Origin of the sequence: Pseudoalteromonas sp. BZB3, from assembly GCF_040104455.1 — a bacterium.
In the GTDB taxonomy this organism is placed as follows: Bacteria; Pseudomonadota; Gammaproteobacteria; order Enterobacterales; family Alteromonadaceae; genus Pseudoalteromonas.
Map to the genome: position 1 here is coordinate 210,415 of NZ_JBECOS010000002.1, position 15,733 is coordinate 226,147.

At 41.2% G+C, this 15,733-nt stretch carries 16 protein-coding genes; 3 read left to right on the forward strand and 13 right to left on the reverse strand.

Annotated features, from left to right (window positions below; translation table 11 throughout):
• Positions 1 to 48 precede the first annotated feature (48 nt).
• The 9 genes from ABMY35_RS03040 to ABMY35_RS03080 form a co-directional block, all read right to left on the reverse strand.
• The gene (locus ABMY35_RS03040; protein ID WP_349284972.1) at positions 49 to 618 is read right to left on the reverse strand and encodes a hypothetical protein; all 570 of its coding nucleotides are present in this window, start codon (positions 616 to 618) and stop codon (positions 49 to 51) included.
• 22 nt (positions 619 to 640) lie between these two features.
• Positions 641 to 1,192 carry a hypothetical protein gene (locus ABMY35_RS03045; RefSeq protein ID WP_349284973.1) on the reverse strand — a complete coding sequence of 184 codons (552 nt, stop codon included), beginning with the start codon at positions 1,190 to 1,192 and terminating at the stop codon, positions 641 to 643.
• 124 nt (positions 1,193 to 1,316) lie between these two features.
• Complete coding sequence (locus tag ABMY35_RS03050; protein ID WP_349284974.1) at positions 1,317 to 1,877, reverse strand: hypothetical protein; 561 nt, start codon at positions 1,875 to 1,877, stop codon at positions 1,317 to 1,319.
• A 56-nt stretch (positions 1,878 to 1,933) separates the two neighbouring features.
• Positions 1,934 to 2,119 carry a hypothetical protein gene (locus ABMY35_RS03055; protein WP_349284975.1) on the reverse strand — a complete coding sequence of 62 codons (186 nt, stop codon included), beginning with the start codon at positions 2,117 to 2,119 and terminating at the stop codon, positions 1,934 to 1,936.
• A 151-nt stretch (positions 2,120 to 2,270) separates the two neighbouring features.
• Positions 2,271 to 2,828: a hypothetical protein gene (locus ABMY35_RS03060; RefSeq protein ID WP_349284976.1), complete on the reverse strand. Its 558-nt coding sequence runs from the start codon at positions 2,826 to 2,828 to the stop codon at positions 2,271 to 2,273.
• Between the two features lie 52 nt (positions 2,829 to 2,880).
• Complete coding sequence (locus tag ABMY35_RS03065) at positions 2,881 to 3,069, reverse strand: hypothetical protein (RefSeq protein ID WP_349284977.1); 189 nt, start codon at positions 3,067 to 3,069, stop codon at positions 2,881 to 2,883.
• A gap of 262 nt (positions 3,070 to 3,331) precedes the next feature.
• Positions 3,332 to 3,847 (reverse strand): hypothetical protein, encoded by a 516-nt coding sequence (locus ABMY35_RS03070; RefSeq protein WP_349284978.1) that lies wholly within the window; start codon positions 3,845 to 3,847, stop codon positions 3,332 to 3,334.
• Positions 3,848 to 4,080: 233 nt separating this feature from the next.
• Positions 4,081 to 7,260: a lantibiotic dehydratase gene (locus ABMY35_RS03075; protein WP_349284979.1), complete on the reverse strand. Its 3,180-nt coding sequence runs from the start codon at positions 7,258 to 7,260 to the stop codon at positions 4,081 to 4,083.
• A 9-nt stretch (positions 7,261 to 7,269) separates the two neighbouring features.
• Positions 7,270 to 8,481 carry a lanthionine synthetase C family protein gene (locus ABMY35_RS03080; RefSeq protein WP_349284980.1) on the reverse strand — a complete coding sequence of 404 codons (1,212 nt, stop codon included), beginning with the start codon at positions 8,479 to 8,481 and terminating at the stop codon, positions 7,270 to 7,272.
• Between the two features lie 193 nt (positions 8,482 to 8,674).
• On the opposite strand from ABMY35_RS03080, the gene ABMY35_RS03085 reads away from it, so the two are divergent.
• The 3 genes from ABMY35_RS03085 to ABMY35_RS03095 all read left to right on the forward strand — a co-directional run bounded on the left by ABMY35_RS03085 (position 8,675) and on the right by ABMY35_RS03095 (position 9,730).
• Positions 8,675 to 8,863, forward strand: coding sequence for a hypothetical protein (locus ABMY35_RS03085; protein ID WP_349284981.1), 189 nt, complete (start codon positions 8,675 to 8,677; stop codon positions 8,861 to 8,863).
• A gap of 379 nt (positions 8,864 to 9,242) precedes the next feature.
• Positions 9,243 to 9,479, forward strand: coding sequence for a hypothetical protein (locus tag ABMY35_RS03090; RefSeq protein ID WP_349284982.1), 237 nt, complete (start codon positions 9,243 to 9,245; stop codon positions 9,477 to 9,479).
• A gap of 32 nt (positions 9,480 to 9,511) precedes the next feature.
• Complete coding sequence (locus tag ABMY35_RS03095) at positions 9,512 to 9,730, forward strand: hypothetical protein (RefSeq protein ID WP_138483131.1); 219 nt, start codon at positions 9,512 to 9,514, stop codon at positions 9,728 to 9,730.
• Positions 9,731 to 10,093: 363 nt separating this feature from the next.
• On the opposite strand, the gene ABMY35_RS03100 is transcribed toward ABMY35_RS03095, so the two are convergent.
• From ABMY35_RS03100 to ABMY35_RS03115, 4 genes are all read right to left on the reverse strand, one after another.
• On the reverse strand, positions 10,094 to 12,238 hold the full coding sequence (locus ABMY35_RS03100; RefSeq protein ID WP_349284983.1) for a peptidase domain-containing ABC transporter: 2,145 nt from the start codon (positions 12,236 to 12,238) through the stop codon (positions 10,094 to 10,096).
• 47 nt (positions 12,239 to 12,285) lie between these two features.
• Positions 12,286 to 13,530 carry an HlyD family efflux transporter periplasmic adaptor subunit gene (locus ABMY35_RS03105; RefSeq protein WP_349284984.1) on the reverse strand — a complete coding sequence of 415 codons (1,245 nt, stop codon included), beginning with the start codon at positions 13,528 to 13,530 and terminating at the stop codon, positions 12,286 to 12,288.
• Between the two features lie 154 nt (positions 13,531 to 13,684).
• Entirely contained in the window at positions 13,685 to 15,046 is a 1,362-nt protein-coding gene (gene glmU, locus ABMY35_RS03110; protein WP_349284985.1) for a bifunctional UDP-N-acetylglucosamine diphosphorylase/glucosamine-1-phosphate N-acetyltransferase GlmU, read from the reverse strand.
• 267 nt (positions 15,047 to 15,313) lie between these two features.
• Positions 15,314 to 15,730 (reverse strand): F0F1 ATP synthase subunit epsilon, encoded by a 417-nt coding sequence (locus ABMY35_RS03115; protein WP_058031477.1) that lies wholly within the window; start codon positions 15,728 to 15,730, stop codon positions 15,314 to 15,316.
• Positions 15,731 to 15,733: the final 3 nt, after the last annotated feature.

Consider the following 15,733-nt stretch of genomic DNA (forward strand, 5'->3'; position numbering starts at 1 on the left):
AAACACTATATCATTATGATGAATATAATTTTTTAGCAGCATACCTTATTAAAATTGCTGGTTTTTAAAGCCGATTAAAGGAATTTCTATACGATACCAAGGTACCGTCTTGAGCCCTTTTAATATTGTTGCAGCCTTTTGCCTGTGCGCCTGTGCTTTTTCTAAATACTTTCTAGAGTTAGGGTTATCAGAGAATTCATAATTTCCATTCTTTTTAACAGGAAGATCAAAGTAGATAAAAACATATTTATGCTTCTTCTTATCGGGGAGCGCGATATTAAAAGTACCTTCAATCTCCGAATGACTGGCAGGGAATTGACTATTTTTATCTATTAAAACTGGCTCAATCTCTTCGTAAATTGAAATCGCATTATCATGACTTAAAACTTCTTCAGACTCTAGATCGTACAAATATCCGCATCTGTAAAATGCTTTCTGACCTTTTTTTAAAAAATACTGCTCGAATGTGTCCCACCGTTTAGTCGTGCCCAATCGCCATTGCTCAATTTTATTTTGTTCATCTGTTAACCGGATAAGATCTTGAGGGTGAACATTGTTTGCGAATGCAGAAAATGCCGATGCTAGGAGCAATAGGCTGCTCCATAGAAGAATTTTCATTGTGACGCCCTTTGCTTATCACCTAGAATGTTTGAGGCTTGTAGCCAATGAGCGGTATTTGAATTAAGTAACCCGTCACATCATGCTGTTGCTTTACAAGCTTTGCGGCGAGCTTACGCATATCAATACTTTTCTTTAATTGCTTTGCAAACACATCGTTACCAGCAAAAAGGTACTCGTTGTTATTATCTGTATCTATGGGCGTATCAAAGAAAAATAAGGCATATCGCTTAGCATCTCTAATATCAATATTGGTAAAACTAACAACCTCAGCCAAAGTCAATGTAACTTCCATATGCTGTACGTTCAGAATGGGTTGCAAAGCAGGCTTGAGTGATTTCGCTTCTTCATAAGACAGCCATTGCTGCTTTTTAAGATCGTATAAATACGCGGTTCGGAAATAAGCATTTGAGCCATACTTTAGAAAGAAACTTTGAAATGTATCAAATCGTTTTGTGGTACCGAGTTGCCACTGTTCAGTTTTATTATCTTCGTCGGTGAAAGTGCTGGCATGTGAATAGAAATTGCCAAGCATCAAAAAAACAATCAATAGCAACGCTTTAACTTTTAACATACTTTTAAATACTCCTTTAAAATAGCCAGCATTCGCTGGCTAGGTAATCCTATGACATACTATTCACAAGATATAGTGCAGCGATTGTCCTCATCGCAGATTTGGATGCCTGATGGTGTTTCAACTATTGAGGGACAAACCCAACAGAAGGAATTCGAATAAGGTACCAGGGAATATGCCTGTGCTCTTTAAAAACATGCGCTGCAAACTTCCTCCTGTTGTAACCTTTTTCTAAGTGTTTACGCATATTAGCTGAATTAAAAAATTCGTATTTACCATTATTAGCTTTAGATAAAGGCGTATCGAAATAGAAGAAAGCATAACGATGAGATGTAGGTAATTTAATATTTAAAAAGCTTTCTAACTCTTCTTGTTTTATCTTTATTTTTGAGGATTTTGACAACACAGCTTTTGCGGCTGGTACTAATGATTTTGCTTGTTCAAATTCGAGAATAACTTGAGACTCTTTGTCATAGATATAACCCACTTGATAAGCAGGAGTTAGCCCTTTTGAGATAAAAAATATTTCAAAAATATCAAAACGCTTTGTAGTACCAAATTGCTGCCACAATTCTTCTTTTTTATCACTCTCAGTCAACATTATTAAATGATCGGGGTGGGGGCTCGAGAATGCATGACAACTCGCCGCACATAAAACAATTAGCAAATAATAAAGTCTTATCATTAATAATCTTTCCTTAGAAATAGCCAGCAAATTTACTGGCTAGAGCACATATAAAGTTAGCATTGAATTACACAAGGGGCAGACTCAGAACACCTTTTAGAGCCCCCGCCATTTAACTCTACAGTGCAAGCAAACTCATCACCATCCCACCCGCACTCACTATCACCACAAGCTGCATATACACCGTAGCTTGCACCACTTAAGACTAATGCCACTAACGTGGCCTTAACTGCTTTTGTCATTTTTAAATCTCCGTATAAATTAACAATTTTCCCTATATAGGGAAAGGTCAAAATAACAGCAACGCAAAAAAAAAGAGCAACTAAAAAGAAACATTAAATTTACAAAGAATCATTCAAACCTTGTCTGTAAGTTTCGATGAGTAAGAGGTGATTAAAGCGGTGGTTTATAACCAATAAATGGAATATGAATTAAATACCAAGGCATGGTTTTGTGAGCCTGCATAATACGCGCTGCTTTTTGGCGCATCTTCATACCACGGATTAAGAAGTCACGCTTTCTGGGTGTATCCGCTTCACGATATCGACCACTGCCGTTTTTTTCAGTTAACGTATCAAAGTAAAAATAAAAATATTGGCTGTTTGTAGGGAGAGTAGTATTTAAAAAAGCGGCAAGCTCTTGCTGAGAAATATCCACCCCTTTCATATCTTGTTGAACAATTTCATAAAATGAAGGATTTAACACCAAAGATTCTTGATAGCTTAAGATTCTTTCAGCTTGTAAGTCATAAATATAACCCGTTCTATAATATGCGCGATGACCTCGGGTTAAAAAGAACTGCTCAAACGTATCGAATCGTTTGGTATTGCCCCGCTGCCATTGCTCAGTTTTATTGGCCTCATCGGTAAACACTTGCAAGTGCTCTGGATGCACATTCGAAGCGAAAGCTGGCAAAGACAGTGTTAACACCACCCATAGTATTAGTTTCATATAAACTCCTTTTAAAAAAGCCCAATAAAAAATCAGGCTTTAGTTTTTAACTTTAGTTACAGTCAATATTACAAGGGTCAGACTCTGTACACTCAACAAGATTTCCCATCTTTGTTTCTGCTTCACACACAAAGTCTCCACCAACCCAACCGCAAGTGCTATCTCCACACGCTGCATATACACCGTAACTTGCACTACTTAATACCAATGCCACTAACGTGGCCTTAATTGCTTTTGTCATTTTTAAATCTCCGTATAAATTAACAATTTTCCCTATATAGGGAAAGGTCAAAATAACAGCACCGCAAAAAAAATAGCAACCAAAAGCAAACATTAAATTTACAAAATAACATTCAAACTTTGTCTGTAAGTTTCGATGCGAAAGGGATGAAAATGTATGAGGTAGCAGCGTATTAAGTTACTCTTAATCAGGTATTACTTAGGAGGTTAATGTGGCTAACATTGAAGTGAACCACATAGAAAGAAAGGTATTCTAGAGTGTGCTATTTGAACTTTACTTGTTTATTACTGCGCTGATAGCTACGTGACTCTGGCGCAGTCCATTCACCATTTTTTAAATATTGGGTCGAGACTTTAAACTCACCATCAACGAACTGGCTGGTGGACTTCACTTTGGTAATGCCGTCCTTGCTACCTGTCACATCTTCATAGGCCACAAACGCACCATTGGGTAATACCTCCATGGTGCCTTGTGTGTAAAACCCTGCGGTTGTGAAATAGTAAAATACGAGGCTTTGTTTTGTTTTATCCCAGAATATCAATGACTCACCACCATACATACCCTCATTAATTGAATGCAGGGTGCGAATAGCCGTGCCATTCAATGCGCGCTCCCACTTACTGACATCTTGCATGGCAGGTTGACCTTTAGGCACAACAAAGTCTGCCTGCCAAGTACCAAAGTAAGGTTCAAATACCTGTAACTCTTTTACCAGTGAGCCTGCAAACGTGGGTATGCTGAGTAACAGAGAAATGATTAATATAAATGCTTTTTTCATGTTTTTATGTCTTTTTTAAGCGGTTTGGAATAGTAATGTTAGTCAGCATTTGATGAGTAGACAATAAGCAAGAAATGGAAGCTGTTCGTTTAAGGTGGAGATAAAGACAGACCCGACATAAAGTCGGTGCTATCGAGGCTTGGACTGAGTTCAAACAGTTTAAAACATAGCTATTGAGCACAAAAAAGCACTGTAGGAACAGTGCTTTTTTAACGTTGAATTGCGATAGCCTGTTAGTGGTTTTGGCCTTTGTCTGCCGAGAAATATTTACGGCGCATCAAGTCATGGATCACCAACTCTTGCTCACGACCATAAGCTTTAAACATACGGTTGTTATGCATGTGTAGCAAAGAGCTCAGCAGTGAGTCTCGACTACAGTTGAGCTTGTCTTCTTCTAGCATCTCATTGAGCTGCGCGACCACAGGTTGTGCTTGCTGTTGCCATAAGTTAAGCAATTGGGCAATCGCGTTTTGGGCCTCATCGTCAGGTAACTGAGTCAAGTCAGCGAGTTTCACAAAGTCATCTTCTAGCTGAGTTTGGTAGTCACGATAACGATTGCCTAGTTGCTTGCGCAGATGACTGGTTTCGTTAAATTCATTACCAAAACCGGCTCTTAACCCACTGATTAAATTAAACTTGCCTTCATCATTGTAATTGAACAAGTTAAGCAGTTTATCGGTGCACTGCAGCGCCACACGCCAGCGAATGTCTTCACCAAACTCGTCAATTAAGCCACAAGTACGGGCAATTAATTCACTGTCTAGCATAAATAATGACTCAATCAGTGCCATAGACTCTGGACCACCGTAGCGCTCTACTTCACGCTCATAAGTCATTAGCTCGACCTTATGTAACTCGCCCGACTCAACCATAGGATCGAGCAACTGATTCAACTTAGGTAACAACTGACCACATAACTTGCTTGGCTCGCCATAGAAACGCAAACGTAAATGCCAATCGGGATCGCCATAGCGAATGAAGAACCATTTTTCAAAATCGCCTTGCTGCTCGGCAATAAATGGCAATAACTTTTCAGTTAATAGCTGCTCGACGATTGAATTACCTGAGTAAATTTTCAAGCTTAACCACTCTGAGCCAGCACTAAAGCGACGTTTAATCGATTTAGCTGTGATATTTGCAAGTGGATCGTCAGAGAAATGATGGTGTATTGGCGCATTGCCATTGAATAATGGGATCACCATTTCGTTGTTGTAGTGCTGACCTTGGTTGTCGACAACACGCGAAGCATACTGCGTCGTTAGCACTTCTTTTAATTCAACGCGAGGTTGCCCCTTGGTTTCTGAAAGTAATACCGCCAGCATGTCTGGATGACGCAGGTCTAGCTGAAGTACATTATCGGCCATGGCATAACATACTTGTGGATCAAGCTGGTACTTGGCCAATAATGTCGCTAGTTTTTCAGATGAGAATTTGCCGTTTTTACTGATGGCTTCGAGCTCTTTACGGTCAATACGCCACGTTTTTTCATTTAAGATCAGATTATCAAGCATCACTCTAGGCACAAAAGCGTCATTGGCGGTGCTACTTGGCATGCCGAAATTCGGTGCTCGGCCTTCTTGGTGTTGCAGCATGCATAAGAACTTATAAGCACTAAGACTACGCGCTGAGTAGTTATGTGCACATGATAAACGCGGGATGATCTGCTTATTTAAACGCTTGCTCCACAGTTTAACTTTTTGCCCTTCAACCCAGACAAATAAATCACTGAGTGGAATTTGATATTGACTGTCTAAGCTACTGTCGGCCATAAAGACGATTTCGTACTCGCGTAGGTGTGGCCGTGCAATCACATTGCCTGGACGACCTTCTGGCATATGCGCAATTTCGGCAAAAATCACATTGTCTGAGTGCGCTTGCTCTTTTTGCAACTCATCAATCACAGACTGCTTGAGACCATCGTTTAGGTGACAAAAGCGGCCCAATAAATTGGCTGATGATGGGCCAGCACAACCGCCCAGCTTGAACACAGGATTTGCTCTGTCGTCTTGATACGCATTGAGCATCACAGAAAAAGAGGCTGGGAAATTTTTGCTAATGGGTTCTTTGCTGTTTACTTTGCTTCTTAGCTCTTTGCTCTTTAGAACTATGGTGTCTTTGCTGCGATTCGCCGGTAAGCTCAGGGCTTCTTCAATGATCTGATTCAGCAAAGTCGGTCTTGGCGCTTCACCCGCGCCTTGATTACCCTTAACTAGGTTTAAACCTGCCACCAGCGGGGCTTCGTATCCAGTTTCATTTGAAACGCCAATACCTGACTCGTCATCTAAGATCACATCAAGAGGTACAAACTGCCCTTCAAAACGAGCATTAAACTTAGTGATAAAGTTACTCAATGGGTTAGATTTATCGGTATCACCTAATTCAGCCAATAACTCGAGTTGCTTTTGCACCCGTTGCACTTCTTGAGCGCTTAATTGACACTGTTCAAAGGCGCGATAAACGTCTGTTTGAAAAAGCTTATTTTCTTGCGCTTTAACTGGCATGTTCTGAAAGTGTTCAAGCAATTGCTTATAAGGTTTAATTTCACCACTTTTCTCGTTATCGAGCTTTTCAATCATGGCCAGAGCTGTTGCAAGTTGATCTGCGGTTGCCAGCTCTTCCATATTTTGTAATGACTTTAAAAGAGCATAATCAGGTGAATCGCCCGTCAGCGGCAGCGGGATATCGGCCTGTAGTATTTTTTCATCAATCAGATCTTGAATGTATGCTTCAACGTCTTCTTTTTCGGCTTCGGCATACTGTGCGCAAAAAGCATCGACCAGACCATTAAAGCTTAAACCGCCTTTGGCTAGTTTAAGTACACACTGAAAATATTCATCACTGTCTACCGCGCTTAAACGATATTGCATGCTGTCTTCAGAGAGATAATTCTCAATATAACGACATTGATCAGCAACAAAGTAATGAGAAGGGTTCGGACGATACATCAAGTTGTCGGCACGTTGTGCTTCTTTCACGAAATGCTCTTTTAATGCCGACAGATAAAACATATCAAGGCGTGTTTTACGACTATCTTGAGTATGTGACGCACTTACAAACTCAGTGGTATCACCCACTTCACCTTTGTGGATCCCTGAGAATAAACCAAAAGGCGTCGGCCTTGCGCACATACGCAACATGTATTTAAGTAGCGCTTGCGCAACCTTTTTACCTTGTTTTGATTCTGGTTTTGTACGCCATTGCTCAATACGCTCTAATAGAGAAGGGCTAGCAAGATAAATGGCTTCTTCAACCCCCTCAATTGCTAACCACTTTTCCAAAATAGCATTGGTATCGGCTGACTCTGAGCTAAATTCTGCTAAGTGCTCTAGTGATAAACGCGGCGTACGCATAACAAAAAACGGCGCATGCTGAATCGGTTTGTTTTCTTGTTTTTGATTATTGTTGTTCGACATCATCACTCCTTATGCCATCAATAAGCATTCAGCCCAATCTAGGTCATCGTTTAAAACTGAGATGAAGCCAACGCCAACCCCTGCATAACCCATTAAGAAACCAAAATTCTCATTGTGTTCCATGGTTTCACCATTGTATGAATAAAATGCTTCAAGGCCTTTTTCTTGATATTGCTCAAGGCTGTAGTTAAGCCAATATTTTGCAGCTTGCTCAAGCTCAGGGTGGGGTATAAGTTGATTTAAAAGTTGATAAATACTAACGAGACCAACGAAACCGTGACACAAACCAGCATCATTGATAAAGCCACTTTCGGCATCACGTTTTGCCGCTTTTAACGCCATTCTGCGTGCTTCATCAACATAACTCGGCCTATCTAGAGCATGACCTGCACGAGCAAGGGTTAATGCGATTGTCAGATCGCCATAACACCAACCGAGTCTCGATTTGTGCTCGCCGCCAGAGCATGAACCATAGCAATGTTCTTCTTCATGGTTTGGGTTTTTTTGGGTAAGTAACCAGTCACAAGACTGCGTGACTAACTGGGAGGTTTTATCTCTAATGGCATCTATGTTTAGCGCAGGAATTAGCGCTGCGATGATCCCCGGCACACCATGTGCTAACCCTAAATTGAATTCTGGCTTCTTACGGTCTTCTTTTTCGAAGCGATAAACCGAATACTCAGGCTGAGACCAGCTTATTAATTTTTCATCTACTTGCTGTGCCACACTAGCAAAGTTATCGACTATTACACCGTATAACGCGGTTTGATCTGATTGCTTGCTACGCCTTGCGGTATAAGGGGCGTAACCCGCAAGACCAAGTACCGATTCTATTTCACCCGGCCAAGGTTGAAAATTAAGTGCATCATAAAAGATTTGATCCATATCGCTAAGCAACTCAGGATCGTAATCTTCCATGTCTGCTTGGTTTAAATACTCTAATACCCAAGCTTGCCCAGCAAGACCATTGCTGAGCTCAAACCCCTGTTGATCTAGCTCTTCTTGGAGCTTTTCTAGTTTTTCTGAGAATAGCGTTTCATCAACAAAACTTGGGTCGATGCGGTAGGCATTATATAAAAATAATAAATGGCCAGCTAAACCACTTAACAAACCATTAGTTTCAACATTATGAAGATCTTGGCTCACTTTTTCGGCCAAGCTTTGAATTATTTCGCGCACCTGAGCTGCTTGCTCTACAGACGCAATCGCTTTTGTTGGCATATCTATCCTTAGGTGAAGACACCGTTTTAATTATTATTCCTGCAACAACTGACCGATACCTTACTGAAGCGTCACCAAAACCTCAACAACTTTAGAATTGTTAATAAAAGTTAAACAGCTTGATCATTTAATTTATATGAACTATTTTAATTTTGCACTTACCGAAAGTGCTAATTTTTATAAGGAAAATAAGATGAAACTTAAATTAAACAAGAAGAAAATTAAATCACTATCTTCAGATAAGAAAAGCATTCCGGCAGCAATGACGCCAGAGATCGCTGGTGGCTTTGATTATCAATTTTCTGATATTGATTGTGGCCGCCTTACACTAATCCCACGCTATACATGTGGTATTGGTTACACGTGTCCACACGTATTCTAATAAATCGCTTTATAATTTATAAACATTTTCAATTGGTTATATAAATAAAAGGCGAACAAGGGCCATGTTTTTCTTTAAAATATCGCCCTTCATTTACCTCTAAAGTTTTAATAATGAATTTTTAAATCTATAAAAGAAACGTACTCCTCTACCATATGCTTATTCATATACTTGTAACTTTCTTCATAATAAGCATTTATTCAAACATTCTATTAATTACACTTTCTGCAATAAGGCAAATAACGAAAAGAATACCAAAATCAAACCAGCTTCCATGTGATTTTGTTAAATTAAATTTAATAGCTTGAAAACTTCTTTAAGATGAATTAATTTAAATTTGCACCTTTTCTAGGTGCTAATTTTAAACAAGGATTTGATTATGAAATTAAAGTTAAACAAAAAGAAAATGAAAACGTTGTCTGCTGATAACAGCAACATTCCTGCAGACATGACACCTCAGGTTGCGGGCGGTACGCAAATTAACAGCAGTTACAATACTTATCGCTGCCACACAAATTATCCTGCTTGCCCAGGTCCAAATATCTCTGACGATAGAATGACTATGTGTCAAGCATATACATGTGGCATGGGTAATACTTGCCAAGACGTTTACTAATCAAACACAACTCATCTAGAAGGAAACTAACAATGAAACTTAAGCTAAACAAAAAGAAAATGAAGACTTTATCTGCAGATAGCAGCAATATTCCTGCAGAAATGACTCCACAGGTTGCTGGTGGTACGCAAATTAACAGTAGTTATGTTACTTACCGCTGCCCACCAATTGATGGCCCAAGTGCTGATGGCATGACACATTGTGTGGCTAACACATGCGGTCGTGGCCACACGTGTGGTGAGATTTATTAATCTAAACCTAGATTAATACGCATAAACGCCTCTTTTGAGGCGTTTTTTGGTTTTAGAGCTAGCATTTGTTGTTATCGTTCTCATCACTATCGGCTAATACTAATCCGCAATAACATTTAATCATTTTGAAGGATTAAACCTGATAATAGCTGTGTTAAAGATTTCTCACTCAAAACAACTAAATAACGAAACATCTGCCTTGCCAACATAGATGTAGGCACCTCAACGATAGCAGGACGCGTGAACGGAACTACCTAAAAGGTTTTCTTGCCTCAAAATAGACCACTTAATTAAGCGGCTTGATATAAAAACAAAAACGCCAAACAAAACGAGTTACTTGGCGCTATATGAAGTTACCTAAAGTTATTCAGATCCAGAAGTCGATGTCGAATGCATATCTTCAAGCTGACGTGGTTTTTGCAGCTTAATTTCTCTATCAGCAGACGCAATGGTTTCTTTACGATGGGCGATGATCACTCGAGTGATATCTAAACGGGAAACCGCCTCATTAATATCGGCTTCTAAATTGGTATCTAAGTGGCTGGTGGCTTCATCCATAAACAAGATCTTAGGTTGTTTATATAAAGCCCGAGCCAAAATAATACGCTGCTTTTGACCCCCAGATAAGCTTGAGCCCATATCGCCAATTAAACTGTCATAACCCATTGGCATTTGCGCAATATCATCGTGAATGGCAGCCAGTTGAGCACAATAAACTACGCGCTCCATATCAACAGGAGAATCAAAGAAAGCGATATTATCTGAGACTGAACCCGATAAAAGCTCGTCGTCTTGCATAACCGCCGCGATTTGCTGTCGGTATTGTCGCGCACCTATTTGCTCAAGCGGTACGCCATCAATTAGCACTTCACCAGATTTGGCTTTATTGAGCCCCAGTAAGAGCTTTAGTAGTGTCGATTTACCACAGCCCGAAGGCCCTGTGATTGCCACCGACTCGCCTGCTTTTATCTTCAAGCTCAAGTTATCGAGTACATTCGGTGTTGCATCTGAATAAGCAAAGCTCACGCCTTTGATTTCAATATCACCCTCAATGCTATGACGTTTGATATTCGCTGGCTGTAAATCTTCTTTTTCAGTCAATGCAATATCCGCTATACGCTCAAAGTGTAAACCTAACATCTTGAATTCGATAAACTTCTCAATGAGGTTGGCGGTTTTTTCCATAAACTGACGCTTATAAGACATAAACGCAAATAGCATACCGGTACTGAATCCACCTTGGATCACTAAGTGCGCCGCCAAATAGACCACCACAATGTTTTCGATACCAAATAAAGCGCGGTTAATGGCTTCGTAACCAATATTAAAGTTACCAATTCGGATGTTCTGATTAATGGCATTCGCATAACGATTTTGCCATTGCCCTTCACGTTTTACTTCAGAACCAAATAACTTGATGGTTTGAATGCCTCGCACTGTTTCCATGAAGTTAGAGTTTTCTTCAGCTCTTGCCATGATCTCTTGCTCACTGATCGCTCTGTAAGGCTTATACATAGCAATTCGCACACCGGCATAGGCAAATACTGCCACCAGCACCACCGCAGAAAGGGTTGGACTATAGAAGAAGATCATCGCCAAGGTGATTATCGCCATTAGGCCATCAATGATGGCCTCAATAACCCCTGTGGTGAGTAATTGTTTAACTTGCTGTAGTGAGCCAAAACGCGATACCACATCACCCATGTGGCGTTTTTCAAAGTAAGATATTGGTAAACGTACTAGGTGGTGGAATAAATTGGCACCGAGCTGAATATTCATTTGATTACCAAAATGCAGCAAGGTAAAGCCCCGTAGCGCATTTGTGGCTATCTCAAACACTAATACCAAGAAGAAACCGACTGCAAGTACGGTCAATAAAGAGGTATCGCCTGTAAGTACAACATCATCAATGACTAATTGTATGTAATAAGGCGCGGCCAACGTAAATACTTGTAACAGCAAAGACAGTAAGAAGATCAGCAATAAAGAACGTTTAAGACCCGAAATTCGGCTCCAAAAGTCGGAGAATCTGAGCGTGGGTTTACTTTCTTGTTTTTCAAAGTCTTTGGTCGGTGTGAGCTCCAGGGCAACACCGGTGAAATGTTTTGACGCTTCTTCAAGGGTCAGCGTTTTTTCGCCTTTAGCAGGGTCATGAATGACAATGCGCTTTTCATTGGCTTTCTTTAACACCACAAAATGATTGAGATCCCAGTGTAAAATACAGGGCGTTTGCAATGCGTCGAGATCTTCAAGCTCAATACGCAGTGGTCTTGTGCTTAACTTAAGTTGCTCAGCAAATCCCATAATATCGAGCAGCGTAGCGCCCTCAAGAGAAATGCTAAATTTTTGTCGAATAGATACCAAGTCGGTTTGATAGCCATGGTAACACGCCACCATCGCTAAACTAGCTAAGCCACACTCCGCGGCCTCCGACTGTAAAATAATGGGCAATGAGTTCCTTGACCAAAACTGTAGTTTGTTGACTACACTTTCATCTTCTTCATGCATCTTTTACTGCCTTATTATTGTTATACAAATAGTCTTGAGCTGAAAATTTACAGCTGACCTTTAATACTAAATACCGGATCAAATAACCAACGTAGAAGTGAACGTTCTTCGATCACGATATCTGCGTCGAGTCTCATACCCGCTCTAAGTGGTGTTGCTTTTCCATAAGCTTGAATATCTTGTTCAGAGAGTTCCACAACCACACGATAAGCAGGCTCTGTCAGTACGCCTGGCGTTGAAGCCTCTTCAGGTAATATCACTGAATTACTGATTTCTTTGATGGTGCCATCGTACACCCCAAATTTTTCATACGGGAAGGCGTGGTAGCGCAAACGCGCATTTTGGCCAACATCAACAAAACCAAAAGCCGAAGTAGGCACATAGACGATTGCTTGCATTTCACTGTTTTCAGGAAGCACTGAGAGTAAGCTTTGCCCTGTTGCCACCGTTTTACCTACTTTTGCAGTGAGACCACTGACAATGCCTGATTTTGGTGCTCTTAACTCACCTAGGCGCTGCTGCTCAATCGACGACAACTGCATTTTCAGATCGGCGCGCTGTGACTCCAATTGTGCAATACGTGTTTGCTGTTGCAAAGGTCGCTGCTCAATTTGTTTTTCGAGTTGCTGTAATTGACTAACCAGCGACACCCGCTCTGATTTGATACTCGATGCCTGCTGTTGCAGCGACAACAAGGTATCTTTTTGTCTTTGTAGCTCTAACTCTGAAATATAGCCTGTGCCCTTTAAGCTACCGACTTGCTCAACCATCTTCTGATTTAACATCAGTCGCTGTTTAAAGGTAGCGGCTTGGCTATCTAATTCAGATAGACGCTGCTCGAGAGAGATTTTCTGCAAATTTAACTGCTCAAGATCTAAGTTATCCTGCGCGATTTGCTGGGTGATCTGTCGCTCGAGTGAATTAAGTTGAAACTGGTATTGGTTAAGTAAAGCCTGATTGAGTTCTAACTCTTGGCTACTGTGCTTCGCAGAGGCTATTCTCAACAGCGGCTCACCGGCTTCAACAAACTGCCCTTCAGAAACGAGCACTTCTGAAATTAAGCCTGCTTGAGAGGCCTCGACACGTAAAAGACCGGCATCGGGTTCTATCACCCCACTCACACGTTCTTTTCGGGTGTATTGTCCAAGACTCAAAAATACCAGACTGACAACGACGACCGTTAAGATCAACACTGTGAGTCTTCTAAAAATGGGTGGCTGAATAAGCGACACAGCTCCTTCTAGTCGATGTCGTTTATGCTCCAGCACTTCTTTGCGGAATAGACTGTCCATAGATTACTTCTTATAGGTTAACGTTAAATTAACTTCAAAAAACAATGTACCACTTTGCCAACCATAAAGAAATAATAAGCAAAGTCACTAAAAGTAAAAGAGCAGCGAATGCTGCTCTTTTATACTAATTAAGTCTTTGCTTATAGTTAAGTAGCTAGACTTTTTTTATTGGACGTTGCCAACCATCAAGGTTGCGCTGTTTGCCTCGCGCAACTGCTAACTGCTCATCTGCAATGTTTGAGGTGATCACAGAACCCGCTCCAACAGTCGCAGTCGCACCAATTTGCACTGGCGCTACTAAAGAAGAGTTAGAGCCAATAAACGCGTTGTCACCGATAATGGTTTTTGATTTATTCACGCCATCATAGTTACATGTAATGGTACCTGCACCAATATTTACTTTTTCACCGACTTCAGCGTCGCCTAAATAAGTCAGATGGTTTGCTTTTGAGCCTTTGCCTAAACGAGACTTTTTCATCTCTACAAAGTTACCAATGTGAGAGTCTTCTTCCATCACCGCACCTGGGCGTAAACGCGCAAATGGGCCAAGGGTGCACTTAGCAGCGACTTGTGCATCTTCAATCATGCTATTTGCTTTTACAACAACACCATCACCGATGGTGCAGTTTTTAAGTACGCAATTTGGACCAATAACCACGTCGTCGCCGATCACAACATCACCTTCAAAGATAACGTTCACATCGATTTGTACGTCTTGACCTGTTTTTACCGTGCCACGCACGTCGACGCGAGTAGGATCTGCAAGGCTTGCACCGTTGATCATTAATTCTTCTGCTTGCCATGACTGGTAAGCTCGCTCAAGGGCTGCAAGTTGCACACGGTTATTCGCGCCTTCAACTTCCATTGGATGGTCTGGCTGAGATGAAGTAATTTCAACGCCTTCACTGTGCGCCATGGCTACGATGTCTGTCAGGTAGTATTCGCCTTGTGCATTGTTATTCGAAAGGTTACTTAACCAACGCTTTAACAACTCACCATTTGCCGCCATGATACCCGTGTTGATCTCCTGAATAGCTAACTGAGCAGGTGTTGCATCTTTTTGCTCTACAATACCCACAAGTTTGCCATTTTCACGCAGCATGCGACCATAACCTGTTGGGTCGTCAAGGTTCACCGTTAATACTGCTAGACCTTTTTCAGGCGTCGCAGCGAGTAGCTTTTCTAATGTCGACTTTTTAGTTAGTGGCACATCACCGTATAAGATTAAAACAGTGTCATCATCTGCAATATGTTCTTTCGCAACTGCAACTGCATGACCTGTACCTAGCTGCTCTTCTTGTAAAACCCAATTTACTTCATTATGCGAAAGCGCCGCTTGTAGCTGTTCACGACCATGGCCGTATACTAAGTTTGTTTCACGCGCACCGAGTGATACCGCATTGTCGATAACGTGCTGCACCATAGGTTTACCCGCAACCGGGTGAAGAACTTTTGGAAGTTTAGAGCGCATACGGGTGCCTTTACCCGCAGCTAGGATGATAGATGTAAGTGCCATTAACACAGAGTCCTTATTCTTTGCTTGTGTTTAAGTGTCACGCCAATTTGAGATACTCATCTTTAAACAAATCACTTCATGTGCAGATGTAAACCAAAGCTGGTGGTAGTGAATAAATCAACATTAACGTAAATTGCGCAATATTGTAGCGGCTTACAGCGCAGATGATAAGTATAAAAATGTTAAGTTATTTCAAACCAACAATTGATTAGGCAATAAAAAAGCCCGCACTTTGCAGTGCGGGCTTTTTAAACCAGATAGGATGTATTATTTGCGTAGCTGGCGAATAACACGTAGCTGAGCGATTGCTTCTGCTAACTGTACAGCTGCAGCATGCGTATCAAGCTCAGACGTCGTGCCTGAAGCCATTTGTGCTTGCGCTTCACGCTTAGCTTCTTCAGCAGCCTGCTCGTCAAGCTCTTCACCACGGATAGCAACGTCCGCAAGAACGGTTACTGTCTTAGGTTGAACTTCAAGCGTACCGCCAGCAACATAGATGATGTCTTCTGAACCATCTTGTTTAACTAAACGTACCATACCAGGTTTTAGGCCAGTCAATAGTGGCGCGTGACCAGGATGAATACCTAGCTCACCTTCACTACCTGTCACTTGAATAGTGGTTACATCACCAGAGAATACACTCTGCTCTGCACTTACTACGTCAAGATGTACTGTCATTGCCATAAC

What these genes read in the sequence shown, in the direction of transcription:
- ABMY35_RS03080 (WP_349284980.1), bottom strand. Translation starts at nt 8,481, where the DNA reads ATGCCAACAAAAGCGATTGCGTCTGTAGAGCAAGCAGCTCAGGTGCGC.
- glmU (WP_349284985.1), bottom strand. Translation starts at nt 15,046, where the DNA reads ATGGCACTTACATCTATCATCCTAGCTGCGGGTAAAGGCACCCGTATG.
- ABMY35_RS03070 (WP_349284978.1), bottom strand. Translation starts at nt 3,847, where the DNA reads ATGAAAAAAGCATTTATATTAATCATTTCTCTGTTACTCAGCATACCC.
- ABMY35_RS03040 (WP_349284972.1), bottom strand. Translation starts at nt 618, where the DNA reads ATGAAAATTCTTCTATGGAGCAGCCTATTGCTCCTAGCATCGGCATTT.
- ABMY35_RS03115 (WP_058031477.1), bottom strand. Translation starts at nt 15,730, where the DNA reads ATGGCAATGACAGTACATCTTGACGTAGTAAGTGCAGAGCAGAGTGTA.
- ABMY35_RS03050 (WP_349284974.1), bottom strand. Translation starts at nt 1,877, where the DNA reads ATGATAAGACTTTATTATTTGCTAATTGTTTTATGTGCGGCGAGTTGT.
- ABMY35_RS03065 (WP_349284977.1), bottom strand. Translation starts at nt 3,069, where the DNA reads ATGACAAAAGCAATTAAGGCCACGTTAGTGGCATTGGTATTAAGTAGT.
- ABMY35_RS03060 (WP_349284976.1), bottom strand. Translation starts at nt 2,828, where the DNA reads ATGAAACTAATACTATGGGTGGTGTTAACACTGTCTTTGCCAGCTTTC.
- ABMY35_RS03105 (WP_349284984.1), bottom strand. Translation starts at nt 13,530, where the DNA reads ATGGACAGTCTATTCCGCAAAGAAGTGCTGGAGCATAAACGACATCGA.
- ABMY35_RS03090 (WP_349284982.1), top strand. Translation starts at nt 9,243, where the DNA reads ATGAAATTAAAGTTAAACAAAAAGAAAATGAAAACGTTGTCTGCTGAT.
- ABMY35_RS03095 (WP_138483131.1), top strand. Translation starts at nt 9,512, where the DNA reads ATGAAACTTAAGCTAAACAAAAAGAAAATGAAGACTTTATCTGCAGAT.
- ABMY35_RS03045 (WP_349284973.1), bottom strand. Translation starts at nt 1,192, where the DNA reads ATGTTAAAAGTTAAAGCGTTGCTATTGATTGTTTTTTTGATGCTTGGC.
- ABMY35_RS03055 (WP_349284975.1), bottom strand. Translation starts at nt 2,119, where the DNA reads ATGACAAAAGCAGTTAAGGCCACGTTAGTGGCATTAGTCTTAAGTGGT.
- ABMY35_RS03075 (WP_349284979.1), bottom strand. Translation starts at nt 7,260, where the DNA reads ATGTCGAACAACAATAATCAAAAACAAGAAAACAAACCGATTCAGCAT.
- ABMY35_RS03085 (WP_349284981.1), top strand. Translation starts at nt 8,675, where the DNA reads ATGAAACTTAAATTAAACAAGAAGAAAATTAAATCACTATCTTCAGAT.
- ABMY35_RS03100 (WP_349284983.1), bottom strand. Translation starts at nt 12,238, where the DNA reads ATGCATGAAGAAGATGAAAGTGTAGTCAACAAACTACAGTTTTGGTCA.